Here is a 25,039-nt window from a genome sequence, read left to right as displayed (position 1 = left end):
TTATGTTAATTGTCTTGGGTTGTGCAGTAGCGTTTTGGTGTTGGTGTATTCATCGTGGTTCTTTGTATACGCGAGCATTCATGTATCAGAACTTTGTCAACGAGGAAGAGCATCAAAAAGGAAGAGAACTCACTTTGCAAGAGTGTGAGGAAATAAACCGACAAGTGCAGTGGACTTGGAAGAATCAGCCTGAGTCCAAATCATTCTGGATTCAACAAGCACAAGCATACAAGCGTGGTGGAGCAAGCCAACTTGAGGTAATAAAGTTCAGTCGTCTTAGAGGTTTCACAAGCTGAGGAGCTAGTATGTTTAGCTTATTTAAATCGAAGAAGCAAAAAGCAAGAGAATTACAACTGGAAGCAGCTCAAACAGTAGCTCGTCAGTTTCATATACCGAATCAGTTAAGCCATCAGCTAATTAATGGTTGTCCTGAGTTTACTTGGGAAGGGTATATCGCTGTAATGGAGGACGTTGGCATAAGTCGGCCTTCAGTACACGGGACAATGTGTTTTATCACTCAAATGAACAATATAGGGCGAGGGCTAATTGTATCAGGTGATGACATGGCTTTAGGTGAAGAAATGCTTAGAGTAGTAAACATATTTCACTCTCAAGCACCTAGACTGTCGTTTGGGAATGAGGTTGAACTTGCAACGCGTGCTTTAAAACAGGCTGGTCAATACTTTGATGATGATACTGCGAGGAGAGCGAGTATGATTAGTGAAGAGTTTGAGAAGTTTGGCTCATAAATTGGTAGGCAGCACACATGTGCTGCCTTTTTAAACTATTCCATGTTAGCCATCAGATAGTCCGTCAGGGCGTTAGATGCACGTCTCGTTATTTCATCCACAAAGTAGGATGCTGAATCACTGCCCGTTCCGCCTTGCATAAGGGTGCCGTACATCGGTCTGTCATACAGAACATAACTACCGTCAGCGTGTCTGGTGCCAAATCTGATATCAACGTACGTACTATTGCCTCTAACTGAACCATTGACGCTTCTTTGTGGCAAGCAGACAACTTGAACGTTCATGTAAAGTTTGTCGCTCTCAACTGGCTTTATACTAGCGCGTAAAAACTCACCTTTTATCGACTTGTTTAGTGTACTTGAGTCGAACATGCACTCGTTTAGTACTTCAACATACAAACCGAGTTGTTTAGGTTTTTCTGTTTTAAGCCAAGTTGGCAGAGATGCTTGTGAAAGGAGAGGTGTCATTGCTAACACCCAAACGAACAACTTTTTCATGTTAAATCCATACAATAATACTTCGAGCGTATTATCTCTGATATCCATCACTATGCTTTGATGGATATCAGAATTAACCCCGTATTTTAAACCAACTGCATTCCGATATAGATACGTTCTATATGCGTAGGCTATAGGTTAGTTTTTACCTGCCTTGATAATTGTAGCTAGGTCTTTTAGGACGGAGGTGTTTAGCTCAACAGAGCCTGATTGTGCCTGCGTGAATACTTGTGTTATGAGTTTGATTTTGGTGTCACGGGTAAAGTTGATAACTTCTTTCTCCGTCATCTTCTCATTGCACTCCATGGAGTCTGTGATTTGCTGAGCGAGAACCGAGGCTTTTAACATAGCCATCTTTTCTGTATTGAGCGACACAATGTGCTTTATCAAAAAGAAGAGCACCGTAGACAAGCCACCAACCACCAAAGTAGTTGCTGTAATCATTGGTAGTCTGCTGATTAGGATGTTCCATGCACTAGCTTCAACCGCAGTTAGTTCAGAGAGCAAATCTTGGAAGCTTTGAGCGTTGTGGTACATGTACGTAACGAAGCCGACAAGACCAGAAAATACTAAAAGTGTTAGTCCGTAGTAGCCCTTCAACTGATTTCGTGTTTCTTTGCGGTGTCCGTCAATATCTAGCGTTGTTAATGTCTTTTCATTCTCAGCGTCACTTAACACCTTTCGAGTGGCTTTAACCTTTTTATCGAGTTCTAGCAGCTCTTTGCTTTTTTCAGCATATGTATCTCCAAATGCTTTTATTTCCTTTTCTTTCTCAGCTATTCGACCATTAATGCTGGACAGTTCATTGGCTTTATCGTCTAAATCTGTATTCACGCTATCAACTTCGGCCTGTAGTTCAATTACCTGCGCTTGAACTTCTGTCAGGTCGCTTTTTGCTCTAGCAACCGAACTTTTTGTAGACGAAAGCATGTCTTTTTGCAGCGATAGTTCATTTCTAGTGTTTTCAAATACAGTGAGCTGCGTTTTGATAATCCGCTGTAGTTCTGCATATTTATCCGACGCATCTAAAGCTTCCATACTAGCCTCGCTGCGAAGTAACGAAACAGCATGATGTATGTCATTAACTTTGTTGCTTTTTTTGAAAATATCTGAGGCCAAAACATATTCAATAGAGTCTAAGTAAGCCTCTTCGGGCAAAAAGAAACCGATGACCGTATCATTAATCTCAAAGAATGTACCTCGTTTAGCTTCTACTGGTGTATCGTCTCGACTAGCCATACGTTTAAATGCGCGACCAGTAGAGGCAATTTGCGAAATGCCACCATTATGCTGAGTTAACCTGATAATTGACTTACTCGGCGCTAGTTCTGAAACCAGGACTTTAGTAACTATGGCTGGCTCTTTGAACAGAATTACGTGTTCGCCAACCATATCTTCAATATCATCAACGCAATAGTGATTCGAACCTATAAAGTGAGAGAAAGCATCATCTGGTCGAAAGTTACGACGATAAAAAACATCTTCCTCTGCGTTGAGTTTGTTCGAATATAGGACTTTATAGAAGCTGTTGAGAGAACTTGAAAGCTCGTTATACTGCTTTGCTATTTGCTCGGACGATAAGCTTTCCAATACCTCATTAAAGCGTTCAAAAGCAAAATCCTGTTGATTCTCCATATCGCCTTGCTGTTCTTTTATAAATTCCACAATCTTCTCCGTAAGTCTCGACTGATTAGATGATACTTAGAAACAATTGCTTTAGGCAATGTTTTGAAGTGCTTTTTGCGTAATATCAATGATATGCAAGCTCGGCGAGCCTTATTGATATGCGCGGTGAATATATTGAGTTTGTATTATTCACGAGGGTTTCATTAAAAACTGAACCAATTTCCATTCTTCAACGAATATGCTGAGTCTATCTGTTGTTTCGCGAAAAAATGAACAGGTTCACTAATCTGCGAGATTACAGCACAGTGTGATGATGTTAACTTTTGTGCATATTCAAGCAGTGTTATCCTTAAAGAAAAGAGGATATTTAATGGCGCTACCAAGAATCTTTATTGGCTCATCAGCCGAGAGTCTGAACGTCACACAGGCGTGTAACGTATGTTTGGACTATAAAGCAGAACCTTCACTATGGCCTCAAATTTTCGAACCAGGTGGCGGTACACTGCAAACGCTGACTGATAAGGCTAATGAAGTCGATTTTGCGCTATTCATTTTCTCACCTGACGACGTAACCAAGATGCGCACTAATACATTGCAAACGGTCAGGGATAATGTGCTGTTCGAACTGGGGCTTTTTATTGGGTCATTAGGGCAGGAGCGCTGTTTTGTTCTTAAACCGAGAAATGCAGAACTCCACATGCCGACTGATTTACTCGGACTTAACACGTTAAGCTACAACGCCGAGCGTACCGACGGTGACCTAGAGTCAGCAGTAAGTGCCGCTTGCTCAAAAGTCTTAACGCAAATGGATAAGCTCGGTCATTTCGAAAAGAAGACGAAGGACTTTTCAAAGGTAGGTAGCAAACACAAAACGTATGAACTAGATGAAAACTGTTTTCGCTTGATGATTCACCTTATAGAGACAATGACAAGCGTAGATGCGATTGCGGATTTTACTCTGAAGTCAAAATGCAGCGGCATTAATGAGTTAACTTACAACGTATCATTGATTAAGCTCTTGCGCTCAGGTCTCGTGGAAAAGACAAACGAAAGCGACTATCACGGAAACGAGTGGTACGGCTATCGCTTGACCGCTGACGGTGTAGAGTACGTTCTTGAAAACGAATCTAAATTCAATGAGCTCATGTACCCAAGACCACAGGTTGCTGTACCGGGTGATGAGTTGCCCGTAGACTTCGATGACGACAAACCGTTTTGAGTTGGGTTATATAGTAAAATGATGTGCTTTGAGTATATAGATTCTAGTGATGTCGCGAAAACTGCAAAAAGCCAGCGAAAGCTGGCTTTTTTCGTTTACAATTTCTACAACAAACATGGAATTAACAAAATAATTGCGTGCACTTAGCTTTTATCTTGCCGATAATGTGTAAAAATCCATGCCAACAAACGATCTACAAGACACGTCTTTTGAAGAACTTAGTTTATACAATACTGATGACGCTACCACTTAGCTTTTCGTTCGCGGCGAAGGCTGAGTCTTTGCCTGAGCGTATAGATAAGTTCGTTGAGTTCTTTGACTACGAGCAAGCGAATGCGTCATACGACGTCAGAGTGATCCAAGCTGACTACCCAACACAGCTTTTGACGCCAGTGTCTATGCTCCCTCAAACTACCAAATATCCACTGAAGGAAATTCAACAGCTTTATCGGTTAGCAGAAAACTGTAGTGGAACATTACCCCTCAGTCCGTTGATTACCGAGCCTTTGGTGTATACGAGAGCAATGTGTGGTGGTCGAAAGCTATCAACTAAGTGGTTCGCGAGAAGTGGGCTAATCCACCCCGGCGGTGGTACATACGCGGCTCGGTATATTCTTAAATATCCAGAGAAAAAAGATGAACTGCAAAAGTTCATGCACATTAAAGAGCGTGAACTTGCACCTCCTGGCTCGCTACTAGGGCGACTGCAAATCATGGATGAACCGACGGTGACGTCTTTAATCCGTGGCTCTTCAATGTTTGTTGAAAACTCGGAACTTTGGCTAAGGCGAGGGGATATCTATTATCTCTTTGAGTCAAAAGTTTGGCGTGAAAATGCAAAGCAAGCTGGGTTGAATTATCAGTTAGCGTCTCAAACCAATACTTGTTTCGTTCAAAGAGGGAACTTGTGTTGGGAAGTTGAGGATCATTCCGATGTACTAAGAATTAGTATGATCGTACTGATCATTGCCAATATCCTTTTGGTGATTGGCTGGTCCATTTATCGTTGGAACACCAAGCGACAAGAGATGAAAAGCAGAATGTTAGTTCTGCAGATTTTAACTCACGAACTCAGAACACCCATCGCTAGCCTCTCTTTAACAGTAGAAGGTTTTCGTAGAGAATTTGAGCACTTACCCGAAACTGTATATGATGAGTTCAGAAGGTTATGTGAAGATACACGTAGATTGCGTCAGTTAGCGGAAGCGAGTAAGGATTATTTGCAATCAGATAACAAACCTCTTTCAACAGAATGGCTACCTTCCGTTCAAGATTGGCTAAGCTATAAGGCAGAGGAAGAGTTTGAAGCTGACGTAAAATTGACTATCAATCAAGATGTAGCAGCTAGAATAAACATCTATTGGCTGGGCACTTGTATCGATAACTTGATACGTAATGCCATTAAGTATGGCGTTGCACCAGTGAGTTTAAATGTCGTGACATCATCAAATTCACTCAGAATTGAAGTAATAGATGACGGACAATTAACGGCTAAGGATTGGCGAGAGCTTCGAAAGCCATTTGTAAGTAAAGCTGGATTAGGGCTAGGACTTACGATAGTAGAATCCATGGTTGGCCGAATGGGCGGGAAAATGTCCCTTATCGGTCCACCAACAACCTTTATATTGGAGATACCTTGTGAAACAGACACTGCTACTTGTTGAAGACGACAAGAATCTAGCTGATGGCCTATTGGTAAGTTTGGAACTGGCGGGTTACAACTGCCTGCACGCAGAACTTATCTCTCAGGTAGAGCAGCACTGGGAAGAAGCAGACTTGGTAATTCTCGACAGACAACTTCCTGACGGTGATTCTGTTGAACACCTAGCAGGATGGAAGCAGATCAAAGATGTGCCAGTTATCCTATTGACGGCACTTGTTACAGTGAAAGATAAAGTAACGGGTCTAGACGCTGGCGCTAATGACTATCTAACGAAACCATTTGCAGAAGCTGAGCTTTTTGCTCGCATTCGTGCACAGCTTCGCGCGCCTGAAACAGACTCTGAAGATGCTTCCAAGGTCGTGACTGATAGCTTAGTTATCGACAAAGCAACACGTGAAGTGAACTACAAGGGCGAGCTTATTACATTGACTCGAACTGAGTTCGATTTGTTGCTGTTTTTGGCGAGTAACCTAGGTCGCGTATTCACTCGTGACGAGCTGCTGGACCACGTTTGGGGTTACAATCATTTCCCAACAACTCGTACTGTTGATACACACGTGCTTCAGCTACGTCAGAAATTACCTGGACTTGAAATCGAGACACTACGCGGTGTCGGTTATAAAATGAAAGGCTAATGTTCAGCACACGCAAACTTGCAATTATCGCGCTACTTTCGGCATCAACATCTGTTGGTGCCGATTGGTTTGAAGGTACATCAACCATTTCTCAAGCGCATAAACACTTACTAAACAATGACCTCGAATCTATGTTTCAGTCATTGGTCGAAGAGTGGCAGCAACAACCAACGAAAAGTCTGAAATCTCATATCAATAGGCTTTTTTTACAATCTCTGAGTGTGGATTGTGGCAAAGGATACTCTTCACAACCCTTACCGGATTGGGTCGAGAACGTTGTGGTAAGACAGCAAACGATCCAAAGCCCTGGTCGCGATACCTATCTTTCGACGATTGAATTAGATTCCGATCGTGTAGTGTCGGAAATTAGCTTAAAAAAATGGGTTGATAAGCGTGTCTCAAACGACAGTGAATTCTATGTGACCGCAAATGGTGACGGTGTAACAGAGTCGACAACGTATGGAATTCGCTACAACCTTACGTCTCCTCTAGAGGTTGGGCTATATAGACTGGATGTTTCTCTTGTTGATGGAGACAGTTGGAGTCAATGGCTTATTTTCACCAACCAACCTTTGAAACAAACAGTAAGGTGGTCAGCCAAAGATAAATGGCAGATCGAGAAAAACGCATTACTCAATCCTTACTGTCCTTTACCTAAGCTAGAAGTTGGTTTATTTGACTACATCGATGGTAAGTATACCCAGGTGTGGGGGAAAGAATACGAGTCTGATTATCCAACGACACTCGACACCTCAGATATCGCACCTGATCGTTATGTGTTGGCCGTTTCGATGAAGCAAAGTCGCTGGCAAGGGCCAATTCTTTTTGAGCGTGCTCAGATACTTAACAAGACATTTGATGTGTCGGCAGATGAGTAGCACATTTTTACATATAATCTAGATCTAGACCTAAAGAAATTGAAATAGACGCCGTTAATACCTACACAAAGGATTAACGGCGTTATTTTTTATGAACACAAAACTCAAAAAACTCACTCTCTTGTGTGCTACCGCAACGGCTTCTGGTCACTTGGCAGCGTCTACCATTGCCATCGATGCACGTGGTGATGCGATGGGGGGAACAGGGGTTGTGTCCGCGTCTTACTTAACCGCCCCCTTTTATAATCCTGCGCTTACTGCGATCTATCGTAGAAACGATGATGCTGGAATGTTGGTCCCGACACTAGGCATTAGCTATGATGACCAAGATAACATGCTCGATAAAGCTGATGATGCTTTTAACGCTGCAAACAGTGGCGATGCTGCTGCCACTCAAGCAGCACTGAGCGCATTGTCGGGTACTCAGGCAAATGTCGATTTTGGTGGTGCTGTCGCATTCGGTCTACCAAACCGTTACATCGCGGCGAATATCTTCGGCAAAGCTTACGTTGAAAATGTTGCCACCCCAGATATCGCCCCTGATACTGGCAATGCAATCACACAGGCTCAAGACAGCGCAATTAAAACCGCATCAGTCGCGGTAACGGAAATTGGCATCTCTTTAGCAAAATACCAAACGCTTTTTGGCCAGCATTTCTCATTCGGAGTCTCACCAAAACTACAGCGCATTTATACCTACACGAGTGTTAACTCACTACAAGACTTTAAGTTTGACAACATTCGCGAAGAATCAACGGGCGAAACTGCACTAAACCTAGACGCTGGTGCACTTTGGTTTCATGGGCCATTTAGAGTTGGTTTCTCTGCTAAGAACATGTTGTCACGAAACATACAGACAAAAAGTGGTGTAACTCGCATTGGCTCACGTGATGTTGCCTATGGTTATGAGTACCAACTACAACCACTGTATACGGTAGGTGCTGGATTTATCGCAGACTACTTTCAGTTCTCAGTCGACTATGACATTAACAAAGAGAAAAAATTTACCCAGTTTGATGATGATGTGCAGATGTTCAGAGCAGGTGTAGAAGTAGACCTTGTTCGCCAAATTCAATTAAGGGGAGGGTACTACAAAAACCTTGCTCGTGATTCGGAAGGGACACTTACTGCTGGTATCGGTTTACGCCCACTCAACATTATCGAACTTGATATTGCTGCGAGTTACACATCGCCACAAGCCATGGGTGCATCCATTAACTTTGTCGCGACCTACTAGTTAAATGACTTGCGATAGAAACCAGATCCGCTATAGTCCGTCCATTATCAATTTCCGATGAGTTGGAAGAATCATGTTTGATGATTTAACGTTAAGCCACGAAGAACAGCAAGCCGCAGTAGAAAAAATCCAAGAGCTTATGAAGCAGGGCATTAGTACTGCTCAAGCAATCAAGATGGTTGCTGAAGAGATCCGCGCTGAACAAAGCGACAAAGACAGCTAAACAAGTTTGATTAAGTCTCAACCCTCCAATTGGAGGGTTTTTTTATGTCTGATGTATAACTATTAATAATTCGAATAGATAGGCAGTAAAGCAACGAAACGCCAACCTTCAAGCGGGGATTTTACTAGGATTTTGAGATATAACGAATTAATTCAACAAGATATAGCAGAATAAATCACTAGCTGTGATTAATGAAAAGTGCAATCTGTAACTAAGTTACAAGTCTAAATCTGGGAGCTAGGATTATTAGTGAAATATTCTGCTTTATTTAAGGGGTCTACAAAAGCAGTAAGTATTTACATATGATCTTCGAAGATCTTTGTTCAGGAGGGAGTCGCCTAGTACGTAGCATTAGAAAAATAGCCAGGTGCGACAAAACATAGGCAACAAGACATCTCGATAATTAAAGTTACGATGTCACAATATTAGTGTGAATCCGTGCTTAAACTCGGTCGACTTGTTGATACCTAGACGAAGACTTGCTGCCGATTCGTTTTGTTTAAAGAAGTAGATGTCCTTCGGCTTACTCAAAGATGGAGAGCTTTTTATTAATAATGTCCGCATCGAACAGCATTAGTTTTGCATGTTCGTTTCTATGATTGCTACCGTAAGGCGACGTATCAACAATTGCGTTCAAGTCCGTCACCGGTTTTAAGTAAGAACACTGGATGCTTACGGATGGGTAACCGAACTTTTGTTGGAATGGTTATTTTAAGAATGGTAACGTCAGCCCGAACAATTCCATAACCAGGAAGTTGAGACTTTAAATTCAATTCCACAATGCAGATTCGATTGTTAAGCTATTGGCTAGTGTTTGTAGAAAGCACTTGAGTTCAACGTCAACGCGCCAAATGGATGGTTGGTTCAACGTGGTGTTTTTAAAAGTTCAAATTGAGATTGGCTATGGGTTTTAAACCGGACATTACTATATTGCTCTTACACTCCATGTCAATCCCATTTTAAAATGTCCTCTTTTCTCCCAGGTAGAAATGTCTCTTTATGAGCTAAATAGAGTAGGTGAGTTAGGTTTTACTCTTAGATGCTTTGAAGGTTTCTGGTGTGATGAGAACTGGGTTTATAGCCCTTAGTTGTTCCTGAAGCGCTCTTTGTTGAGCTCTGCGTTTAGGGGCTTTTTTGCTCCGTGTGCGTTTCTGTTGTCGCTCGAATTCTTCTTGCTGCTGTTGAGCAAACTTTAGTACTTGACCTAATCGCTTGTTGTCGACAATTTGGGTTTGTTGAACATGCTCAAGCTTATCGAAAATTTTGAATTCCAACTTTCTGTGGCCATACACAATCGCAATGTCTCCGTTGGGATAGTCTAAGACTTTGACATGCTCGTGAACTAAGCGAGTATTTTCTTCATTTGGCTCAATAAGATAAACCACTTTGTCATATTGAAATGTCAACGATTTAGAGAGTTTACGTATTTCTTGCCAACTGAAAATATCGTCGAGTTCCTGTGTGGTTTCACGCACTTTTCGATGCATGTTTTTCGGATACATTGCCGGCTTAGCAAAGCGTCGATTGAAATCGGCAATGAAGTAGGGAAGCCAAGCATTCGCTTCTTCGATGGTGTTAATTCCTTGTAAGCGCATCTCTTTGACGAGTCGGTCTTGTAGCGTCAAGTTTACTCGCTCCACACGACCTTTAGCTTGAGAGCTGTTCGCACATATCAGTTCAATACCTAACTCTTTTAATACACGGGCATATTGAGTTTGACCGACTTGTTTTTGCTTTTCCTGATTCACCCGAAAAATCGAATGCTTATCGCTGTAGAACGCTACGGGTTTGCCGTGTTCATTAAGATATTCTCTCGTTGTTAGCATGTAATCAAAGGCCGATTCGGTTTCGCTGAACCTTAAATTCATCAGGCGGCCAGTCGCATCATCGATAAAGACCAGTAAACAACATTTGTCAGCGCGTCCTTCAAACCAATCATGGTGAGAGCCATCAATTTGAACGAGCTCGCCCAAACAATCACGTCGGTAGCGAGGTTGGTAAACTTTAGGCTTGCGTTGCGAATGTGGCGTCCATAAACCATCTGCAATCATCCAACTTCGTAAGGTCTCGTTAGATACTGGAAGGCTATGTAACTCCAATAGTTTTTCTCTAGCAAGCGTTGGAGAAAAATCAGAATAGTGATCACGAATCAGTTTTAAAACTGTGTCTCGGTAGTCACTAGGATAGCGGTTATTACTTGGCTTACCTCGAGCTTGGTGAGTCAATCCTACAGCACCGAATTCCCTCAGGCGATTCATAAGCCTCTGAACTTGGCGAACACTCAAATCAAGGATGTCTGCCGCGTCGACTCGTCGGATCCTACGATCGCAAACATCTTGGATTACTTTAAAACGATTGATATCAGAATCATTCATAGTCACTAGCATCTTAAACGCATCCTTAGCTGGTTGTAAGTAAAGCTTAGTGACCACGAGCTAAAGAGACATTTTAACTTTGGTAAATAGTGACATTACAACTTTGCGCTTACACTCCATGTCAATCCCATTTTAAAATGTCCTCTTTTCTCCCAGGTAGAAATGTCTCTTTATGAGCTAAATAGAGTAGGTGAGTTAGGTTTTACTCTTAGATGCTTTGAAGGTTTCTGGTGTGATGAGAACTGGGTTTATAGCCCTTAGTTGTTCCTGAAGCGCTCTTTGTTGAGCTCTGCGTTTAGGGGCTTTTTTGCTCCGTGTGCGTTTCTGTTGTCGCTCGAATTCTTCTTGCTGCTGTTGAGCAAACTTTAGTACTTGACCTAATCGCTTGTTGTCGACAATTTGGGTTTGTTGAACATGCTCAAGCTTATCGAAAATTTTGAATTCCAACTTTCTGTGGCCATACACAATCGCAATGTCTCCGTTGGGATAGTCTAAGACTTTGACATGCTCGTGAACTAAGCGAGTATTTTCTTCATTTGGCTCAATAAGATAAACCACTTTGTCATATTGAAATGTCAACGATTTAGAGAGTTTACGTATTTCTTGCCAACTGAAAATATCGTCGAGTTCCTGTGTGGTTTCACGCACTTTTCGATGCATGTTTTTCGGATACATTGCCGGCTTAGCAAAGCGTCGATTGAAATCGGCAATGAAGTAGGGAAGCCAAGCATTCGCTTCTTCGATGGTGTTAATTCCTTGTAAGCGCATCTCTTTGACGAGTCGGTCTTGTAGCGTCAAGTTTACTCGCTCCACACGACCTTTAGCTTGAGAGCTGTTCGCACATATCAGTTCAATACCTAACTCTTTTAATACACGGGCATATTGAGTTTGACCGACTTGTTTTTGCTTTTCCTGATTCACCCGAAAAATCGAATGCTTATCGCTGTAGAACGCTACGGGTTTGCCGTGTTCATTAAGATATTCTCTCGTTGTTAGCATGTAATCAAAGGCCGATTCGGTTTCGCTGAACCTTAAATTCATCAGGCGGCCAGTCGCATCATCGATAAAGACCAGTAAACAACATTTGTCAGCGCGTCCTTCAAACCAATCATGGTGAGAGCCATCAATTTGAACGAGCTCGCCCAAACAATCACGTCGGTAGCGAGGTTGGTAAACTTTAGGCTTGCGTTGCGAATGTGGCGTCCATAAACCATCTGCAATCATCCAACTTCGTAAGGTCTCGTTAGATACTGGAAGGCTATGTAACTCCAATAGTTTTTCTCTAGCAAGCGTTGGAGAAAAATCAGAATAGTGATCACGAATCAGTTTTAAAACTGTGTCTCGGTAGTCACTAGGATAGCGGTTATTACTTGGCTTACCTCGAGCTTGGTGAGTCAATCCTACAGCACCGAATTCCCTCAGGCGATTCATAAGCCTCTGAACTTGGCGAACACTCAAATCAAGGATGTCTGCCGCGTCGACTCGTCGGATCCTACGATCGCAAACATCTTGGATTACTTTAAAACGATTGATATCAGAATCATTCATAGTCACTAGCATCTTAAACGCATCCTTAGCTGGTTGTAAGTAAAGCTTAGTGACCACGAGCTAAAGAGACATTTTAACTTTGGTAAATAGTGACATTACAACTTTGCGCTTACACTCCAACTTCGCATTATGTATATTATGTTAAATGTAGGCTTAATCTCCTTAATATCTTTGTCCCATACGCTAACCTTCTGCTCTCCGGACACACTATTTAACGATAACGCTGATTTACCATAAAATACCTAATAACCACATTATCTTAATCTATCGATTTAGATAATGTGGTTCTAGATACGACAATGCCAACACATTCATTGTGTTGGCATTGTTTGTTCGAGTCTTAGTTACGTTAGCCGCCAGCGAGTTTGACTGTATAGCCTTTCTTTTCTAACGCAGCTTTGATTTTATCTCTTGCGTCGCCTTGAATCTCGATCGTTCCATCTTTAACAGAACCACCGCAACCACAAACTTTCTTAAGCTCTGCAGCTAAAAGCTTTAAAGGTGCGTCATCAAGATCTAAACCTGTGATAATTGAAACGCCTTTGCCTTTGCGGCCCTTAGTTTGCTTTTGGATTCGCACAATACCATCGCCTTTTGGGCGTTCTGGTTTCTGCTTTTCTTCTTTAATGCGGCCTGTTTCCGTTGAATATACGAGAGTCATAGTATTACTTTGCTTGTTCTGCTTTTTTCTTTGCGACTAGGTAAGCTTCGATATGTCGCTGAATAGCAAGCTTACCACCTTTGATAAGTTTACCATTAAACATGCAATACCACGCGTTGTTTTCACCGGTATCGTTCTTAATAGTGAAGCCATGGAAGTTTTCTTGCGCACCTTTCGACGGCGCTCTTTCCGAACTCGCTGCTAATGTAGAAGGATCGATAATTGAAGCAGTATCGCACCACCAATCTACACTCTTTTTAACGGCTGCCAGCGTGCCCTGCAGTTCACGGTTTTTTATGGTGACCTTCCAAACTTGATTGGAAGAGCCTATAGATTTAAGGGTAAACCCTCGATAACTCGCTAGAGCCATAAAGACTTGTCTCTTATATCGTTGTTGTAACACTGTCCGTCGGACATGTTATCAGTTATTGTATGGCAATCAATTAAGTTATAGTGCATTAGTATGAAAAAAGACATACCCCGGATTACAGAATCTGACAAAGCTAACAGATTTAAACACTTACTTAGTTCAGGAATAACCCCAGATGAGTTTAATGAACTGACTGCTCACCGATATTCACGTAGTACAAATCTGGCAATGGCAAAAGACTGGCGTGTCTTTAACGATTTCTGTTTAGAACGCTCGCGTCCCTCTTTACCTGCAACTTCGCTCTCTGTTCTAGAGTTCATCGAACACGTGAGTTCAAAGAGGAAATTTAGCAGTATTAGACGTTACGCGGTCACTATATCCGTTGTACATTACATTCTAGGTTATAAAGACCCTACTCAAGCACGTGAAGTAAGTCTTGTTATGAGTAAACTTAAGCTTTCAGGAGAATCACAGGTAAAGCAGACAATACCATTTACCTCCGCTCACTTAGCGCAAATTCATACTAAATTAGCCGGTAGTGACCTAAAAAAGGACGCGCGAGATCTCGCTATGTATTATTTGCTTTATGAGTGCGCATTGAAGCGCCGTGAGCTCAAAGCTATGAAAGTAGAGGATATTTTAGAAGATGATGAGCGTTACGCCGTAACTATAGACGAAAGATGTTATCCATTATCAGCCGAAGCAAGCGCAAGCTTAAGGGGTTGGCTGGTACATGTTCCCTACTCTTATTTGTTCCGTGCTATCGATCGACATGGCAACGTCGGAGAAACTCAACTTGATGATTCGTCTATCCATCGTGTCTTACAAAGAGCAAGTCAAATATTAGGTCTAGACGACTCGTTAGGTTTCTCTTCTCAATCAGGGCGTGTCGGAGCGGTTCAAGAAAAGACCCGTGAGGGAATGAAAATACGCGAGATACAGGAGTTTGGACGTTGGCAAAGTCCTGCAATGCCACTGCAGTACAGTGGCAAAACGTCGTTGTCAGAACAGCAAAAAGCGATTTTTAAAACTAAGAAAAACTACGATTAGCGAAAAACTGATTCGATACAGTCACTTAAAAAGTCGGAGAATGGTACACCTGAATGTTCAACCATTTTCGGAAACATTGAGATAGGCGTCATTCCTGGAAAGGTATTCACTTCGTTTAGATAGATTTTGTCGTCATCCGTCAGGAAAAAGTCGATACGTGATAAGTGTCGTAACTTCATTTGCGTAAACACTTTTCTTGCGGAGTCCTGAATTAAATCACGCTGGGTTTGCGTCAAGTTAGTGGCCTCAACCGTCGTCGTGGAGTGACTATCGGCGCTGTATTTCTCATCATAGCTATAGAACGAACCATCTGGAGCCGTTACTTCTCCTGGCTGCGTAATAACCAGCTTGCCCTCAAACTCATAGGCAGCCACTTCGAGCTCTCGCGGTTTAACCGACTGCTCTACAACAACTTGGTCAGAATATCCAAACGCTGCATCAATTGATTCATCAAGCTTTGCTTTCTCAGTGACGCTGTAACACCCAACTGATGAGCCCTGTTTCGCAGCCTTAACGAAGACTTTGCCCCATTTATCAAACGCTTCATGAGATGCGTTATGAGCCTCATCGTCGTTATCCGTCAGAAAAAGGTAAGGTGTGTTTGGAATCCCAAGTGTGTCATACCATAATTTGGACGTAATTTTGTTGAAGCTATTACTGCTCGCCTCTGGCCCACATCCTAGATATGGAATGTTCGCCATTTCAAACAACGATTGAATATCACCCGTTTCCCCAGGAAAACCGTGAATACATGGCACCACATAATCTATGTCCAGTTTAAGATGCTCACCAACCAGTGCTTTTTGGTTTAGGTCTAGTACCACAAGGTTCCCATCACTGCATTTCCAGCCATCAGTCGTGATCTCAACTCGAGTCACATTGAATCTAGCGTTTAATTTAAGCTGACTTTCTAGATAGTTGGCAGATACAAGAGAAACCTCGTGTTCGGCAGAACCGCCACCACACAGAAGAAGAATATTGAGTTTTGACATCTTAAGCTTGTCCTTAGATTGCTTTCATCGAATGATAAACGATTGAAGAGGAAGATTCAGTCCAAAATCTGTTAAAACTGATATTTATTCGATTAGGTGGGCAGATTACATACAAAAACGCCCAGTGCTTCAGCACCGGGCGTTTTGTCACTAATTCTTAGTTCAGTTTGCTTAACGTTGGATAATCAGATTTCTTGATTTTATCGATACTACGAACAAACGGTTTTAGGTCTTGGAACTCTTTTGGTAGCGTCTGGATAGCTTGCTTAGCTTTTACCTTAGACGCAAAGTCTCCATACAACAAGGTGTACCATTTTGTACCGTTAACCACTTTATAGTTTTGCCATACTGGCTGAGTACCTTTAGGTAGTTTGTCAGCAAATTGTGTGACCTTGTCTTGACTACCCACGGCTACCACCTGAATGGTATATCCAAAACGGTAGTCTTGCTCTGCTTGCTTCTTCGATGGCGGTACAATCTTAACGACTTTACTACTTTCAGCTTGTTGAGCCGTAGCTGGAGCCGGCTGTGATTTGGCCTTCGCTGCCGTTGATTGCGGTGCTACTTGTTGTTTTGGTTCGCTTTTTTGAGCGGCAGTGACCGGTTTTTTCTCTGCAGCGACTGTCGTTGTAGTCGCAACAGCAACGGGAGCTGCAGCTTTCGCTTCTACTGGTTGATAGTCTTCACGATAACTTTCCGACTTCACTTCTGTTGTGTAATCACCAGAGGCGCAAGCTGCCAACATAGCCGCCAAGCTCACTATCACTACTTTCTTCATTGTATCACTGCCTGAATTCATTGTTGCTTATCCTTAATCAGACAGGAACGATTGGAATTTGAGATTCAAAGTGCCTGTCTTATCTACCTGTGACATGTTACACAATAATTGAGGTACAGCAATACGTTATCTCCAATTTTAAGAGCAGACTAGCTTTAATCGATTTAAAGCTAGACTAGTATTGTGTGGTATATGTCCTCGCTGCTTTAATGTGTCTAAAGCAGTGGCTGTTGCTCGATTTTAAGATCCGCTTTAGGGAGAATCTATGTCGTTGGATACACTTTTTAAACCTACTTCAATTTCGGTTATTGGCGCGTCGAGCAAACCAAGTCGTGCAGGTAGTGTGGTGATTAAAAACCTTTTGATGGGTGGCTACCAAGGCACAATATTACCCGTACATCCAAAATACAAATCGGTAAATGGAATACTTTGCTACCGCGCCATAAGTGAACTTCCGCTGATCCCAGATATCGCTATTTTGTGTACCCGCGGCGACCGTAATGTGGACATTATTAATGACCTCGCTATTGCAGGCGTAAAGGTTGCTATCATTATGGCGTCGGACATGTCTGTACCCTACGATGAACAACTTACCATCGAGCAAAAGTGCCTACAGATAGCGCAGCAGGCCGGAATGAAAATCGTCGGGCCTAACAGCCTTGGGGTTCTTCTTCCGTGGCAAAAGTTTAATGCCTCTTTTTCTCCTGTTGATTGCTTACCAGGAAAACTTGCATTTATCTCTCAATCGTCGGCGGTATGCACAACGATCCTAGATTGGGCAAACGACAAAGGGATAGGTTTTTCAGCATTTATTTCTATTGGCAGCGGTAGCGATGTCGATTTCGATGACATACTTGATTATCTATCTCGGGATAGTAAAACCGAAGCAATCCTCCTCTATGTTGACTCTATAAGGGACGCGCGTCGCTTCCTCTCTGCAGCGCGCGCGGCATCTCGAAATCGACGAATCTTGGTACTCAAAGCTGGGCGTCATCAAACGGGTACTCCAAATGTCTCATCGAACGCTTCTTCTTTCGATATTGTTTACGATTCTGTGATTCAAAGAGCTGGTATGTTGAGGGTTAACAATACTCATGAGCTGTTTGCAGCGGTTGAGACACTCACTCATTCGGTGCCACTTCGTGGTGAGCGCTTAGCGGTTATTACTAATGGTATGGGGCCAGCCTTAATGGCGCTAGATACCCTAGCTGATAAAGGCGGAAGTCTCGCTCAGCTATCTACTGATACGATCGAGGCGTTAGACGCAGTTCTCCCAAAAACGTGGTCTAAAACCAACCCAATTGACTTGGGAGGTGATGCGACGTCTGATCGGTATTGTCAGGCGGCTCAGATTATTCTTGATAGCGAAGATATCGATGCGTTACTTATCATGCACAGCCCCTCAGCAACGGCCGAGTCGACAAGTACTGCTCAAAAGATCATTGAGACTGTCCAAAAACACCCTAAGTCCAAACGCTTTAATATCCTCACTAACTGGTCTGGCGAAGCTACCGCAAAAGAAGCAAGACTTCAGTTTACCAAACAAGGGATCCCTACCTATCGGACGCCGGAAAGTGCAGTTACAGCGTTCATGCACCTCGTAGAGTACCGCCGAAATCAATGGCAGTTGATGGAGACACCCACCACCACCGACTCTTATACCACTGAACAACTCGATAAGGCGCACGATTGGTTAGCCGGACATATTTCAGCACTTCCTGATTCAACAGGCTCGACCGCTCTAGAATCTCACGTATGTGAACAACTTTTTGATCTATTAAATCTGCCGACGTTACCCACTTGGCTCGCTCACGAGCCAACGGAAGCAATACATCTTGCCGATAAGATTGGTTATCCTGTTGCGGTCAAACTACGCTCGCCCGATATTGCCCATAAGTCTGATATTCATGGCGTGATGTTAAACCTGAAAGACTCTCAGGAAGTCGCAAATGCCGCTCAATCTATCCTTGACCGAACCCGCCTCTCCTACCCTGATGCTCGAATCGAAGGCCTGACCGTCCAACAAATGGCTAAGGTCGCAGGCGGTCAAGAGATTAGGATAAAGGTTCTAGCTGATCCTACATTCGGCCCTGCTATTTTTATTGGCCAAGGCGGGTCGGATTGGAACATCGCCAAAGAGGCGGTGACAGCATTGCCTCCACTAAACATGGCACTGGCTCGATATCTGATCATTAACGCCATCAATAAAGGTGTGCTCAAATTTCAGCAGTCGACTAACACAATAAACCTTGCGAAACTCGCTGGATTTTTAGTGAAGATATCGCAAGTCGTTGTTGCCTGTCCGGAGATTCATGAGCTCGATATACATCCACTTCTACTCAATGGCGACGACATTACTATCTTAGATGCGTCGGTAGTCATAAAACGCTTTGAAGGAGACCCACAAGCTAGACTCGCGATCCGCCCGTATCCAACTGAGATGGAACAGGTTTTGACGCTTCGTGATGAGACTAGAGTATTACTTCGCCCTATTAGACCAGAAGATGAACCATACCACGCCGACTTTATCAATAACGTGACGAAAGAAGATTTGTATAAGCGTTTCTTCTCCGATGTTGGGGAGTTTAATCATGAAGCGCTCGCCAATCTAACTCAAATTGACTACGACCGAGAAATGGCGTTTGTCGCCGTCGACCTGAGCCACAAAACTCCGCATATTATTGGTGTATCAAGAGTGCTGGTCACACCCGATAACAGTGATGCGGAGTTTGCCATCCTGATTCGCTCCGATCTAAAAGGAAATGGTCTAGGTCGTATACTCATGAACAAAATCATCGACTACTGTAAAAATAAACAGACCAGGCAAATCTCTGGTATGACAATGCCGACAAACAGAGGCATGTTAACCCTAGCTCAGAAACTAGGGTTTGAACTAGACGTACAGTTCGAAGATGGCGTTGCAGATATGGTACTCAAGCTGTAAAGCTAAGTTCGTGAGTTCAGTTTTGAAGTGACAATAGGGGCGAAAACGCCCCTATTTTAGATCCCACTCTTTTGTCAGGTGTCGTATACACCATGACTTAGCTTCACCGATGTTGTTGCGTTTCCATGCTAAAACAACATCAATCTTTGCGACTTCAGTGTTTGCTATTTGTTTAAGTGAACCTTGCTGGATCAACTTCTCAGCGACTTGTGTTGGGAGAGTTCCGATGCCCAAGCCAGAAATTAAAGCTTCAACCTTCGCATCTAGGTTGGAAACGGTCAATCTAGGTTGCTTCTCTAAGATGTTAACGCTCAGCGCTGGTTGCTCCCTTGCAGTGTCGGCTATCGCAATAACACGGTATTTACTTCGAGCGTCACTGTCGAAGTCCCCTTTTCGCTTATGGACATAATGATCGGAAGCCGCTACCCATGTCATTGACATTTCGCCAAGCTTTTCCGCTTTAACACCTTGTGGCAAGACTTCAGGCTGCGGGCAGACTAGAAGATCACAGCGACCTTCATTGAGTGACTCCCAGCATCCTGCCAGCACTTCCTCTTCAAGCTTGATACGAGTTTTACTGACCATTCCTAGCTTGTCGACCAGATCAAAGAAGTTGTTCACCGGAATAATGCTGTCGTAAGCAATGGTTAGGTCTAGCTCCCATCCATTAGCAATCAACCTAGCCTCATTGATCATGCTCTCAGTGGCTTGCAGTATCACTCGCCCTCTTTCCAAGATGAGTTTGCCCGCCTCTGTAAGGGTCGCTTTGTGCCCTGAGCGATCAAAAATCATGATGTCCAAGTCTTGCTCAAGCTTTTGCATTTGATAACTCAGAGAAGACGTAGCGCGATCAAACTCGCCGGCTGCAGCAGCGAACGAGCCTCTGCGCTCTATTGCATCAAGAATAGTCAATGCTTCTAGTGTAATCGATACCGACATTAGCAGTCCTTTTCAGTGAAAACTCTTAACTTACTGACAGTGATAGCAAAAACAATGCAAGAACACAACGTGAGTATTTTATAACCACTCAATCATATTTATTAATGAAAATAATAGTAATTCTCATTATGATCTGTATTATCTTCGGAAACTGCCCTTTGAAGGCTCACACACAATCAAAATTATGGACTAAAATGATGTATCAGTTTCCTTTCAAGAAGCAGCTCATTGCGACTTCAGTTTTAATGGCAATTGCCCCCCAAGTTTTCGCAGAGAACGAGCAAAAAAAGTTTGACGAAGTAGTTGTTGTTTCGGCTTCTAAAACACCACAGGCCTACTCAGATGTATCGACTTCTATCAGTAAAGTGTCTAGCGACGAGTTCGAGCAGGCAATGGCGAATGACGTCAAGCAAGCCGTGAAATACCTACCCGGTGTAGAAGCTGAAGGTAGTGGTCGTTTCGGACTATCTGGCTTCAACATTCGTGGTATGAATGGTTCGAGAGTCAAGATTATGGTGGATGGTGTACAACAACCTGTCGCCTACAATCCAGGTGCTGGCGAACAAAGAAAGTATCCAAATGCCATTGAAGTCGACACCTTAGCCACTATCGAGGTGAACAAAGGAGCCTCCTCTTCGGTATTTGGCTCTGATGCCGTTGGTGGTGCTGTCGTCATGCGCACTAAAAACCCGGAAGATGTTTTGGTTACCGATGGAGATGAACACCGATTCGGTATTAAGACGGGTTACAGCTCAGCAGATGAGAACTTCAAAACCACTGCTACTTGGGCGATGCGTCAAGACAAACTCGAAACTCTGCTGATGCTGACTTATGCAGATGGTTCTGAAACTAAAACCCACGGCAGTGGCGTAGATGTTGTTGGTGATCAACGTGGTGCAGCTAACCCCGCTAGCAAGCAACTTGGTAATGTACTCGCCAAAGCGTTCTACCAGTTAAACGATAACCATCGTATTGGTCTGACTGGTGAGTATTATGACTTTACACACAAAGAAGACGAACTTTCTTACTACGGGATTTCTATCCCAATGGGCCCTGGTTTTGATTTCACCTATAACAGCCGTAATACCGAAGATAGAAACAAGCGTTTACGCCTTGGCTTTGAGCATGAGTGGCAAGTCAATGCGGCAATTGCGGATGATTTAAAATGGTCGGTCAATTTTCAAGACAGTAGCAGCCTGAACAAGAACTATGACAACACTAATATTTACGGTGACCGTCTAAGGCAGAGAGATGCGCAAGACAGTACTTGGCAATTCGACACTCAGCTAAATAAGCAACTCGATTTTGATAGCCACTATCACCTACTTACTTATGGTTTGAACTACAAAAACAATAAGTTTCAGTTAAACAACGATGACTTCAAGTCTAGTGGCGATACGGTAGGTTCAACGGGCGTACCAGATGCAACAACCGAGAACTTTGGGTTATTCGTCGAAGATCAGATTTTCCTTTTGAACGAGCGCCTTGTATTGAATGCGGGTCTTCGTTACGACAGCTTTAAGACTGATCCGAAAGCGAGCGAAGGGTACACCAACGAAATAAGTCCGTATCAAGACGACGACTTCTCAGCCAAACTTGGCGCGGTATATCATCTATCCCAGCAGTACAGCGTATTTGGTCAAATTAGCCAGGGCTTCAAAGCGCCGACGGTTCACGACCTTTACTATACCTATAACCAAGGTGCGATCATCAAAGCAAACCCTGAGCTAAAGTCAGAGCGCAGCTTATCTTATGAACTTGGCTTTAGAAGCCAATCGAATGTCGCTAAATATGAACTAGTCGGTTTCTACAACCAATATACCGATTTCATCTCTAGTAAAGATCTAGGCACTGATCCTGATAGCGGTAAAGATGTTTACACTATGGTGAACTTAGATAATGTCGATATTCGAGGCGTTGAGTTTTCCAGTGATGTTGCGTTAGATGAACTGCTGGGTGCTCCGCAAGGCATGTATACGCGATTCTCGTTGACCTACACCGATGGTGAAGACAAATCGACAGGTGAACAGCTTGATACAATCACCCCGCTTCGTTCAGTATTCGCTTTAGGTTACGACAATCTTCAGAATAATTGGGGCTTGTTGAGTTCGGTAACAATGGCAAGTAGAAAGACCGACTGGCAAGACAATGATCAACCTGACAGTGAGAAGAATGTTGACGCCCCAGGTTATGCGGTTGTTGATTTAACGGCTTACTACAGACCGATGCAGGATCTAACGCTTCGTGCCGGCCTATTCAATGCGTTCGATGCCAAATATTGGTTGCATGACGACCTTCGCTACAAAACGGTTGTGCCGGGCTCAATGAGTCCAAAAAACTATGACCTATATACTCAACCTGGTCGCAACTGGTCGGTAACGCTAGAATACCTCTTCTAATACAAAGGTAATTAACTACTGGCACAAAAAAACGCCTCATCATTTATATGATGAGGCGTTTTTCTATATGAGGTGAGTTAGCTAGGTAACATACCTTGGAAACAATAAATAGACATTAAGCAGTTTGAGCTTTAAGTCCTTTAGGTGCTGGAGTAATGCTGTCTTTGTAACTAAACCACAAATAGCTCACCGCGATGAGGTAGAACAAGTAAGACAGTGCAAACACGATTGGCGAAGTAATTAAATCATTTGAGATGCTCAACCCTACCCCGACTACGGTCACTGTTAGCTTAGCGATCGTGCCTAATAGAAGCAGTCCCATAGCGAATTGTGGGAAACGCATGCTTGCAAACGCAATCATGTAACACGCGCCTACCGCTAGCGAAGCAATTGATAAACCAAGTAGATAAGAGTGGATATGGTCAGCGGCAGCGTAACCAGCGCCTAGAGACACACCAAGTAGCATTAGGATTTTTGTCATGAACATAAGTCACCTCAATAAACAAATACAATCGCGATTGAAATGTCCATTTTCAATTTTGAAATCTCATTTTACGTGTATTGTTATCCCTAATTAAATTGATTTCAAGCTCATTTTTTAACCACTACAAGGGCAATATTCACCCATTAATTTTCTGTTACATATAGACAACATTAGAAAACCCAAATCCACTGCACTTACAGTATGTTACGTATTTTACTTTGTGTTAACTTCATATTGTAACAATGTATTTACAACATAACTTTTTTCAGCTCTTGCTAAATTTGTGATCCAGCGACTTTGCGTAATAAAAGACACTATAAATTAAACTAAATTTTACATATCTATTACATAAATAAGTTAATTGAATTTATTCGGAAAAATCGATTCCAATTGTAGGAATATTGGTTATAATCCGCGCTCGATTGCGCTATCTGTTGATAAACGCAAACTAAATTTGAGTGTTTAACCCCCCGAACGTTGTTCGACATATCAGAGAACAAAAATGAGCAAGATTGATAAAGCAATGCGAATTCTGATTGCAGGATTCTGTATCAACCTTTGTCTTGGCATCCTGTATGCTTGGAGTGTATTTAATAAAGCCCTAGTGAGTGAATGGGGTTGGAGCGCAGCTGACGCGTCTTCACCTTACGCGATCGCGACCATCACTTTTTCTATCTGTCTTCTAGTAGCGGGCGTACTTCAAGATCGCATGGGTCCACGTAACATCCTTATCTTGGGTGCGACGCTAACGGGTCTAGGTATGATTGCATCAAGCTTTGCTGAGTCAGTAATGATGCTTAACATCACGTTCGGTATGATCACAGGTGCAGGTATCGGTTTTGGCTATGCATGTCTGTCACCTTCAGCAATGAAATGGTTCCACCCTTCTAAGAAAGGCATGGTAAACGGTCTAATTGCAGCAGGCTTTGGTCTAGCAGCTGTCTATCTTGCTCCCCTAACCTCTTCTCTGATTGGTTCTATGGGTATTAGCTCTGCATTCATGGTTCTTGGTGTTGGTGTCCTTATTATTGCAGTCCCTCTAGCAGCGACTATCAATAACCCACCAGCTGGCTATCAACCAGAAGCGCCAAAAGTAAAAGCGGGTCAAGCTCCGGTTCAAGTTAAGAAGGCTACTGACATTAGCTGGAAGGCAATGCTGAAAACCCCTCAGTTCTACTCACTATGGGTAATGTACGCATTTGCTGCTGCAGCAGGTCTTATGATCATCGGCAACATCACGAACATTGCAAGTGTACAAGCTAACCTGCCAAACGCAGTGTACTTGGCATCACTACTGGCTATCTTCAACTCTAGTGGTCGTATTGCTGCTGGTATCCTATCTGATAAGATTGGTGGCGTACGTACGCTGATGCTCGCGTTCATCCTTCAAGGTGTGAACATGGTATTGTTCTCAACGTTTACGTCTGAGTTCATGCTGATCATCGGTACAGCAGTTGCAGCGGTTGGTTACGGCACGCTACTAGCGGTATTCCCATCACTGACAGCCGAGTACTACGGCCTTAAGAACTACGGTACGAACTACGGCGTTCTTTATACCTCTTGGGGTATTGGTGGTGCTATCGGTGCAGCGATCGTTGGTTACTCGATGACTCACGGTGGCGGTTACAACCTAGCTTACACAATTTCAGCGGTGATGATGGGCGTATGTATCGTACTTTCACTTGTCACTAAGCCGATTACAGAAGAGAAAGCAGCGGAACTTAAAGCAGCATAATTCTTCTGGTTTATATAAATACCATCGCATTGAAAGC

22 protein-coding genes are annotated in these 25,039 nt (G+C 43.1%); 12 read left to right on the top strand and 10 right to left on the bottom strand.

Annotated elements, in window-relative coordinates:
* Positions 1 to 2: 2 nt before the first annotated feature.
* Both LY387_RS24555 and LY387_RS24550 read left to right on the top strand, forming a co-directional pair.
* On the top strand, positions 3 to 296 hold the full coding sequence (locus LY387_RS24555; protein ID WP_234496763.1) for a hypothetical protein: 294 nt from the start codon (positions 3 to 5) through the stop codon (positions 294 to 296).
* 9 nt (positions 297 to 305) lie between these two features.
* A complete protein-coding gene (locus LY387_RS24550; protein WP_234496762.1) occupies positions 306 to 749 on the top strand; it encodes a hypothetical protein in 444 nt (147 codons plus the stop codon).
* A gap of 35 nt (positions 750 to 784) precedes the next feature.
* On the opposite strand, the gene LY387_RS24545 is transcribed toward LY387_RS24550, so the two are convergent.
* Both LY387_RS24545 and LY387_RS24540 read right to left on the bottom strand, forming a co-directional pair.
* Entirely contained in the window at positions 785 to 1,246 is a 462-nt protein-coding gene (locus LY387_RS24545) for a hypothetical protein (RefSeq protein WP_234496761.1), read from the bottom strand.
* A gap of 138 nt (positions 1,247 to 1,384) precedes the next feature.
* The gene (locus tag LY387_RS24540; RefSeq protein WP_234496760.1) at positions 1,385 to 2,911 is read right to left on the bottom strand and encodes a hypothetical protein; all 1,527 of its coding nucleotides are present in this window, start codon (positions 2,909 to 2,911) and stop codon (positions 1,385 to 1,387) included.
* Positions 2,912 to 3,242: 331 nt separating this feature from the next.
* Between LY387_RS24540 and LY387_RS24535 the strand changes: the two genes are divergently transcribed.
* The 6 genes from LY387_RS24535 to LY387_RS24510 all read left to right on the top strand — a co-directional run bounded on the left by LY387_RS24535 (position 3,243) and on the right by LY387_RS24510 (position 8,727).
* On the top strand, positions 3,243 to 4,091 hold the full coding sequence (locus LY387_RS24535) for a TIR domain-containing protein (RefSeq protein WP_234496759.1): 849 nt from the start codon (positions 3,243 to 3,245) through the stop codon (positions 4,089 to 4,091).
* A 236-nt stretch (positions 4,092 to 4,327) separates the two neighbouring features.
* Positions 4,328 to 5,755 (top strand): sensor histidine kinase VxrA, encoded by a 1,428-nt coding sequence (gene vxrA / locus LY387_RS24530; RefSeq protein ID WP_234496758.1) that lies wholly within the window; start codon positions 4,328 to 4,330, stop codon positions 5,753 to 5,755.
* Positions 5,730 to 6,389: a response regulator transcription factor VxrB gene (vxrB, locus tag LY387_RS24525; protein WP_128648732.1), complete on the top strand. Its 660-nt coding sequence runs from the start codon at positions 5,730 to 5,732 to the stop codon at positions 6,387 to 6,389. Before vxrA ends, vxrB begins: the two co-directional genes overlap by 26 nt.
* Complete coding sequence (locus LY387_RS24520; protein ID WP_234496757.1) at positions 6,389 to 7,267, top strand: DUF2861 family protein; 879 nt, start codon at positions 6,389 to 6,391, stop codon at positions 7,265 to 7,267. The genes vxrB and LY387_RS24520 overlap by 1 nt, the downstream gene beginning before the upstream one ends.
* A 91-nt stretch (positions 7,268 to 7,358) precedes the next feature.
* The gene (locus tag LY387_RS24515; RefSeq protein WP_234496756.1) at positions 7,359 to 8,504 is read left to right on the top strand and encodes a conjugal transfer protein TraF; all 1,146 of its coding nucleotides are present in this window, start codon (positions 7,359 to 7,361) and stop codon (positions 8,502 to 8,504) included.
* 73 nt (positions 8,505 to 8,577) lie between these two features.
* On the top strand, positions 8,578 to 8,727 hold the full coding sequence (locus LY387_RS24510) for a YoaH family protein (RefSeq protein ID WP_081935824.1): 150 nt from the start codon (positions 8,578 to 8,580) through the stop codon (positions 8,725 to 8,727).
* Positions 8,728 to 9,749: 1,022 nt separating this feature from the next.
* Here LY387_RS24510 and LY387_RS24505 read toward each other — a convergent pair.
* The 4 genes from LY387_RS24505 to LY387_RS24490 all read right to left on the bottom strand — a co-directional run bounded on the left by LY387_RS24505 (position 9,750) and on the right by LY387_RS24490 (position 13,681).
* Positions 9,750 to 11,102: an ISNCY family transposase gene (locus tag LY387_RS24505; RefSeq protein WP_234496077.1), complete on the bottom strand. Its 1,353-nt coding sequence runs from the start codon at positions 11,100 to 11,102 to the stop codon at positions 9,750 to 9,752.
* Between the two features lie 195 nt (positions 11,103 to 11,297).
* Positions 11,298 to 12,650 (bottom strand): ISNCY family transposase, encoded by a 1,353-nt coding sequence (locus tag LY387_RS24500; RefSeq protein WP_234496077.1) that lies wholly within the window; start codon positions 12,648 to 12,650, stop codon positions 11,298 to 11,300.
* Positions 12,651 to 12,999: 349 nt separating this feature from the next.
* Positions 13,000 to 13,311 carry a stress response translation initiation inhibitor YciH gene (gene yciH / locus LY387_RS24495; protein WP_042471618.1) on the bottom strand — a complete coding sequence of 104 codons (312 nt, stop codon included), beginning with the start codon at positions 13,309 to 13,311 and terminating at the stop codon, positions 13,000 to 13,002.
* Between the two features lie 4 nt (positions 13,312 to 13,315).
* On the bottom strand, positions 13,316 to 13,681 hold the full coding sequence (locus LY387_RS24490; RefSeq protein WP_042471621.1) for a DUF3319 domain-containing protein: 366 nt from the start codon (positions 13,679 to 13,681) through the stop codon (positions 13,316 to 13,318).
* A gap of 93 nt (positions 13,682 to 13,774) precedes the next feature.
* Here LY387_RS24490 and LY387_RS24485 point away from each other — a divergent pair, with 93 nt between their 5' ends.
* Complete coding sequence (locus tag LY387_RS24485; RefSeq protein WP_234496755.1) at positions 13,775 to 14,731, top strand: tyrosine-type recombinase/integrase; 957 nt, start codon at positions 13,775 to 13,777, stop codon at positions 14,729 to 14,731.
* On the opposite strand, the gene LY387_RS24480 is transcribed toward LY387_RS24485, so the two are convergent.
* Together LY387_RS24480 and LY387_RS24475 are read right to left on the bottom strand one after the other, a co-directional pair.
* Positions 14,728 to 15,723 (bottom strand): D-alanine--D-alanine ligase, encoded by a 996-nt coding sequence (locus LY387_RS24480; protein WP_234496754.1) that lies wholly within the window; start codon positions 15,721 to 15,723, stop codon positions 14,728 to 14,730. The genes LY387_RS24485 and LY387_RS24480 overlap by 4 nt on opposite strands.
* Before the next feature lie 157 nt (positions 15,724 to 15,880).
* Positions 15,881 to 16,501, bottom strand: a complete 621-nt coding sequence (locus LY387_RS24475) for an SPOR domain-containing protein (protein ID WP_234497845.1) — start codon at positions 16,499 to 16,501, stop codon at positions 15,881 to 15,883.
* A 265-nt stretch (positions 16,502 to 16,766) separates the two neighbouring features.
* On the opposite strand from LY387_RS24475, the gene LY387_RS24470 reads away from it, so the two are divergent.
* The gene (locus LY387_RS24470) at positions 16,767 to 19,445 is read left to right on the top strand and encodes a bifunctional acetate--CoA ligase family protein/GNAT family N-acetyltransferase (RefSeq protein WP_234496753.1); all 2,679 of its coding nucleotides are present in this window, start codon (positions 16,767 to 16,769) and stop codon (positions 19,443 to 19,445) included.
* A gap of 51 nt (positions 19,446 to 19,496) precedes the next feature.
* On the opposite strand, the gene LY387_RS24465 is transcribed toward LY387_RS24470, so the two are convergent.
* On the bottom strand, positions 19,497 to 20,384 hold the full coding sequence (locus tag LY387_RS24465) for a LysR family transcriptional regulator (protein ID WP_234496752.1): 888 nt from the start codon (positions 20,382 to 20,384) through the stop codon (positions 19,497 to 19,499).
* A gap of 197 nt (positions 20,385 to 20,581) precedes the next feature.
* Here LY387_RS24465 and LY387_RS24460 point away from each other — a divergent pair, with 197 nt between their 5' ends.
* A complete protein-coding gene (locus LY387_RS24460) occupies positions 20,582 to 22,783 on the top strand; it encodes a TonB-dependent hemoglobin/transferrin/lactoferrin family receptor (protein WP_234497844.1) in 2,202 nt (733 codons plus the stop codon).
* 115 nt (positions 22,784 to 22,898) lie between these two features.
* Here the strand turns inward: LY387_RS24460 and LY387_RS24455 are convergent, their stop codons facing one another.
* Positions 22,899 to 23,264 (bottom strand): NADH:ubiquinone oxidoreductase, encoded by a 366-nt coding sequence (locus tag LY387_RS24455; protein WP_128648771.1) that lies wholly within the window; start codon positions 23,262 to 23,264, stop codon positions 22,899 to 22,901.
* Between the two features lie 505 nt (positions 23,265 to 23,769).
* Here LY387_RS24455 and LY387_RS24450 point away from each other — a divergent pair.
* Complete coding sequence (locus LY387_RS24450) at positions 23,770 to 25,002, top strand: OFA family MFS transporter (RefSeq protein ID WP_234496751.1); 1,233 nt, start codon at positions 23,770 to 23,772, stop codon at positions 25,000 to 25,002.
* Positions 25,003 to 25,039: the final 37 nt, after the last annotated feature.

This window comes from Vibrio maritimus, assembly GCF_021441885.1.
GTDB classification, from domain to species: Bacteria; Pseudomonadota; Gammaproteobacteria; order Enterobacterales; family Vibrionaceae; genus Vibrio; species Vibrio maritimus_B.
The sequence above is the reverse complement of the archived record's forward strand: the minus strand, read 5'-3'. Positions and strand labels throughout refer to the sequence as shown.

Bases quoted from the DNA above. Each gene is read 5' to 3' on its own strand.
- LY387_RS24555 (WP_234496763.1), top strand. From the start codon at position 3: ATGTTAATTGTCTTGGGTTGTGCAGTAGCGTTTTGGTGTTGGTGTATT.
- LY387_RS24550 (WP_234496762.1), top strand. From the start codon at position 306: ATGTTTAGCTTATTTAAATCGAAGAAGCAAAAAGCAAGAGAATTACAA.
- LY387_RS24545 (WP_234496761.1), bottom strand. From the start codon at position 1,246: ATGAAAAAGTTGTTCGTTTGGGTGTTAGCAATGACACCTCTCCTTTCA.
- LY387_RS24535 (WP_234496759.1), top strand. From the start codon at position 3,243: ATGGCGCTACCAAGAATCTTTATTGGCTCATCAGCCGAGAGTCTGAAC.
- vxrA (WP_234496758.1), top strand. From the start codon at position 4,328: ATGACGCTACCACTTAGCTTTTCGTTCGCGGCGAAGGCTGAGTCTTTG.
- LY387_RS24520 (WP_234496757.1), top strand. From the start codon at position 6,389: ATGTTCAGCACACGCAAACTTGCAATTATCGCGCTACTTTCGGCATCA.
- LY387_RS24515 (WP_234496756.1), top strand. From the start codon at position 7,359: ATGAACACAAAACTCAAAAAACTCACTCTCTTGTGTGCTACCGCAACG.
- LY387_RS24510 (WP_081935824.1), top strand. From the start codon at position 8,578: ATGTTTGATGATTTAACGTTAAGCCACGAAGAACAGCAAGCCGCAGTA.
- LY387_RS24505 (WP_234496077.1), bottom strand. From the start codon at position 11,102: ATGAATGATTCTGATATCAATCGTTTTAAAGTAATCCAAGATGTTTGC.
- LY387_RS24500 (WP_234496077.1), bottom strand. From the start codon at position 12,650: ATGAATGATTCTGATATCAATCGTTTTAAAGTAATCCAAGATGTTTGC.
- yciH (WP_042471618.1), bottom strand. From the start codon at position 13,311: ATGACTCTCGTATATTCAACGGAAACAGGCCGCATTAAAGAAGAAAAG.
- LY387_RS24490 (WP_042471621.1), bottom strand. From the start codon at position 13,681: ATGGCTCTAGCGAGTTATCGAGGGTTTACCCTTAAATCTATAGGCTCT.
- LY387_RS24485 (WP_234496755.1), top strand. From the start codon at position 13,775: ATGAAAAAAGACATACCCCGGATTACAGAATCTGACAAAGCTAACAGA.
- LY387_RS24480 (WP_234496754.1), bottom strand. From the start codon at position 15,723: ATGTCAAAACTCAATATTCTTCTTCTGTGTGGTGGCGGTTCTGCCGAA.
- LY387_RS24475 (WP_234497845.1), bottom strand. From the start codon at position 16,501: ATGAAGAAAGTAGTGATAGTGAGCTTGGCGGCTATGTTGGCAGCTTGC.
- LY387_RS24470 (WP_234496753.1), top strand. From the start codon at position 16,767: ATGTCGTTGGATACACTTTTTAAACCTACTTCAATTTCGGTTATTGGC.
- LY387_RS24465 (WP_234496752.1), bottom strand. From the start codon at position 20,384: ATGTCGGTATCGATTACACTAGAAGCATTGACTATTCTTGATGCAATA.
- LY387_RS24460 (WP_234497844.1), top strand. From the start codon at position 20,582: ATGTATCAGTTTCCTTTCAAGAAGCAGCTCATTGCGACTTCAGTTTTA.
- LY387_RS24455 (WP_128648771.1), bottom strand. From the start codon at position 23,264: ATGACAAAAATCCTAATGCTACTTGGTGTGTCTCTAGGCGCTGGTTAC.
- LY387_RS24450 (WP_234496751.1), top strand. From the start codon at position 23,770: ATGAGCAAGATTGATAAAGCAATGCGAATTCTGATTGCAGGATTCTGT.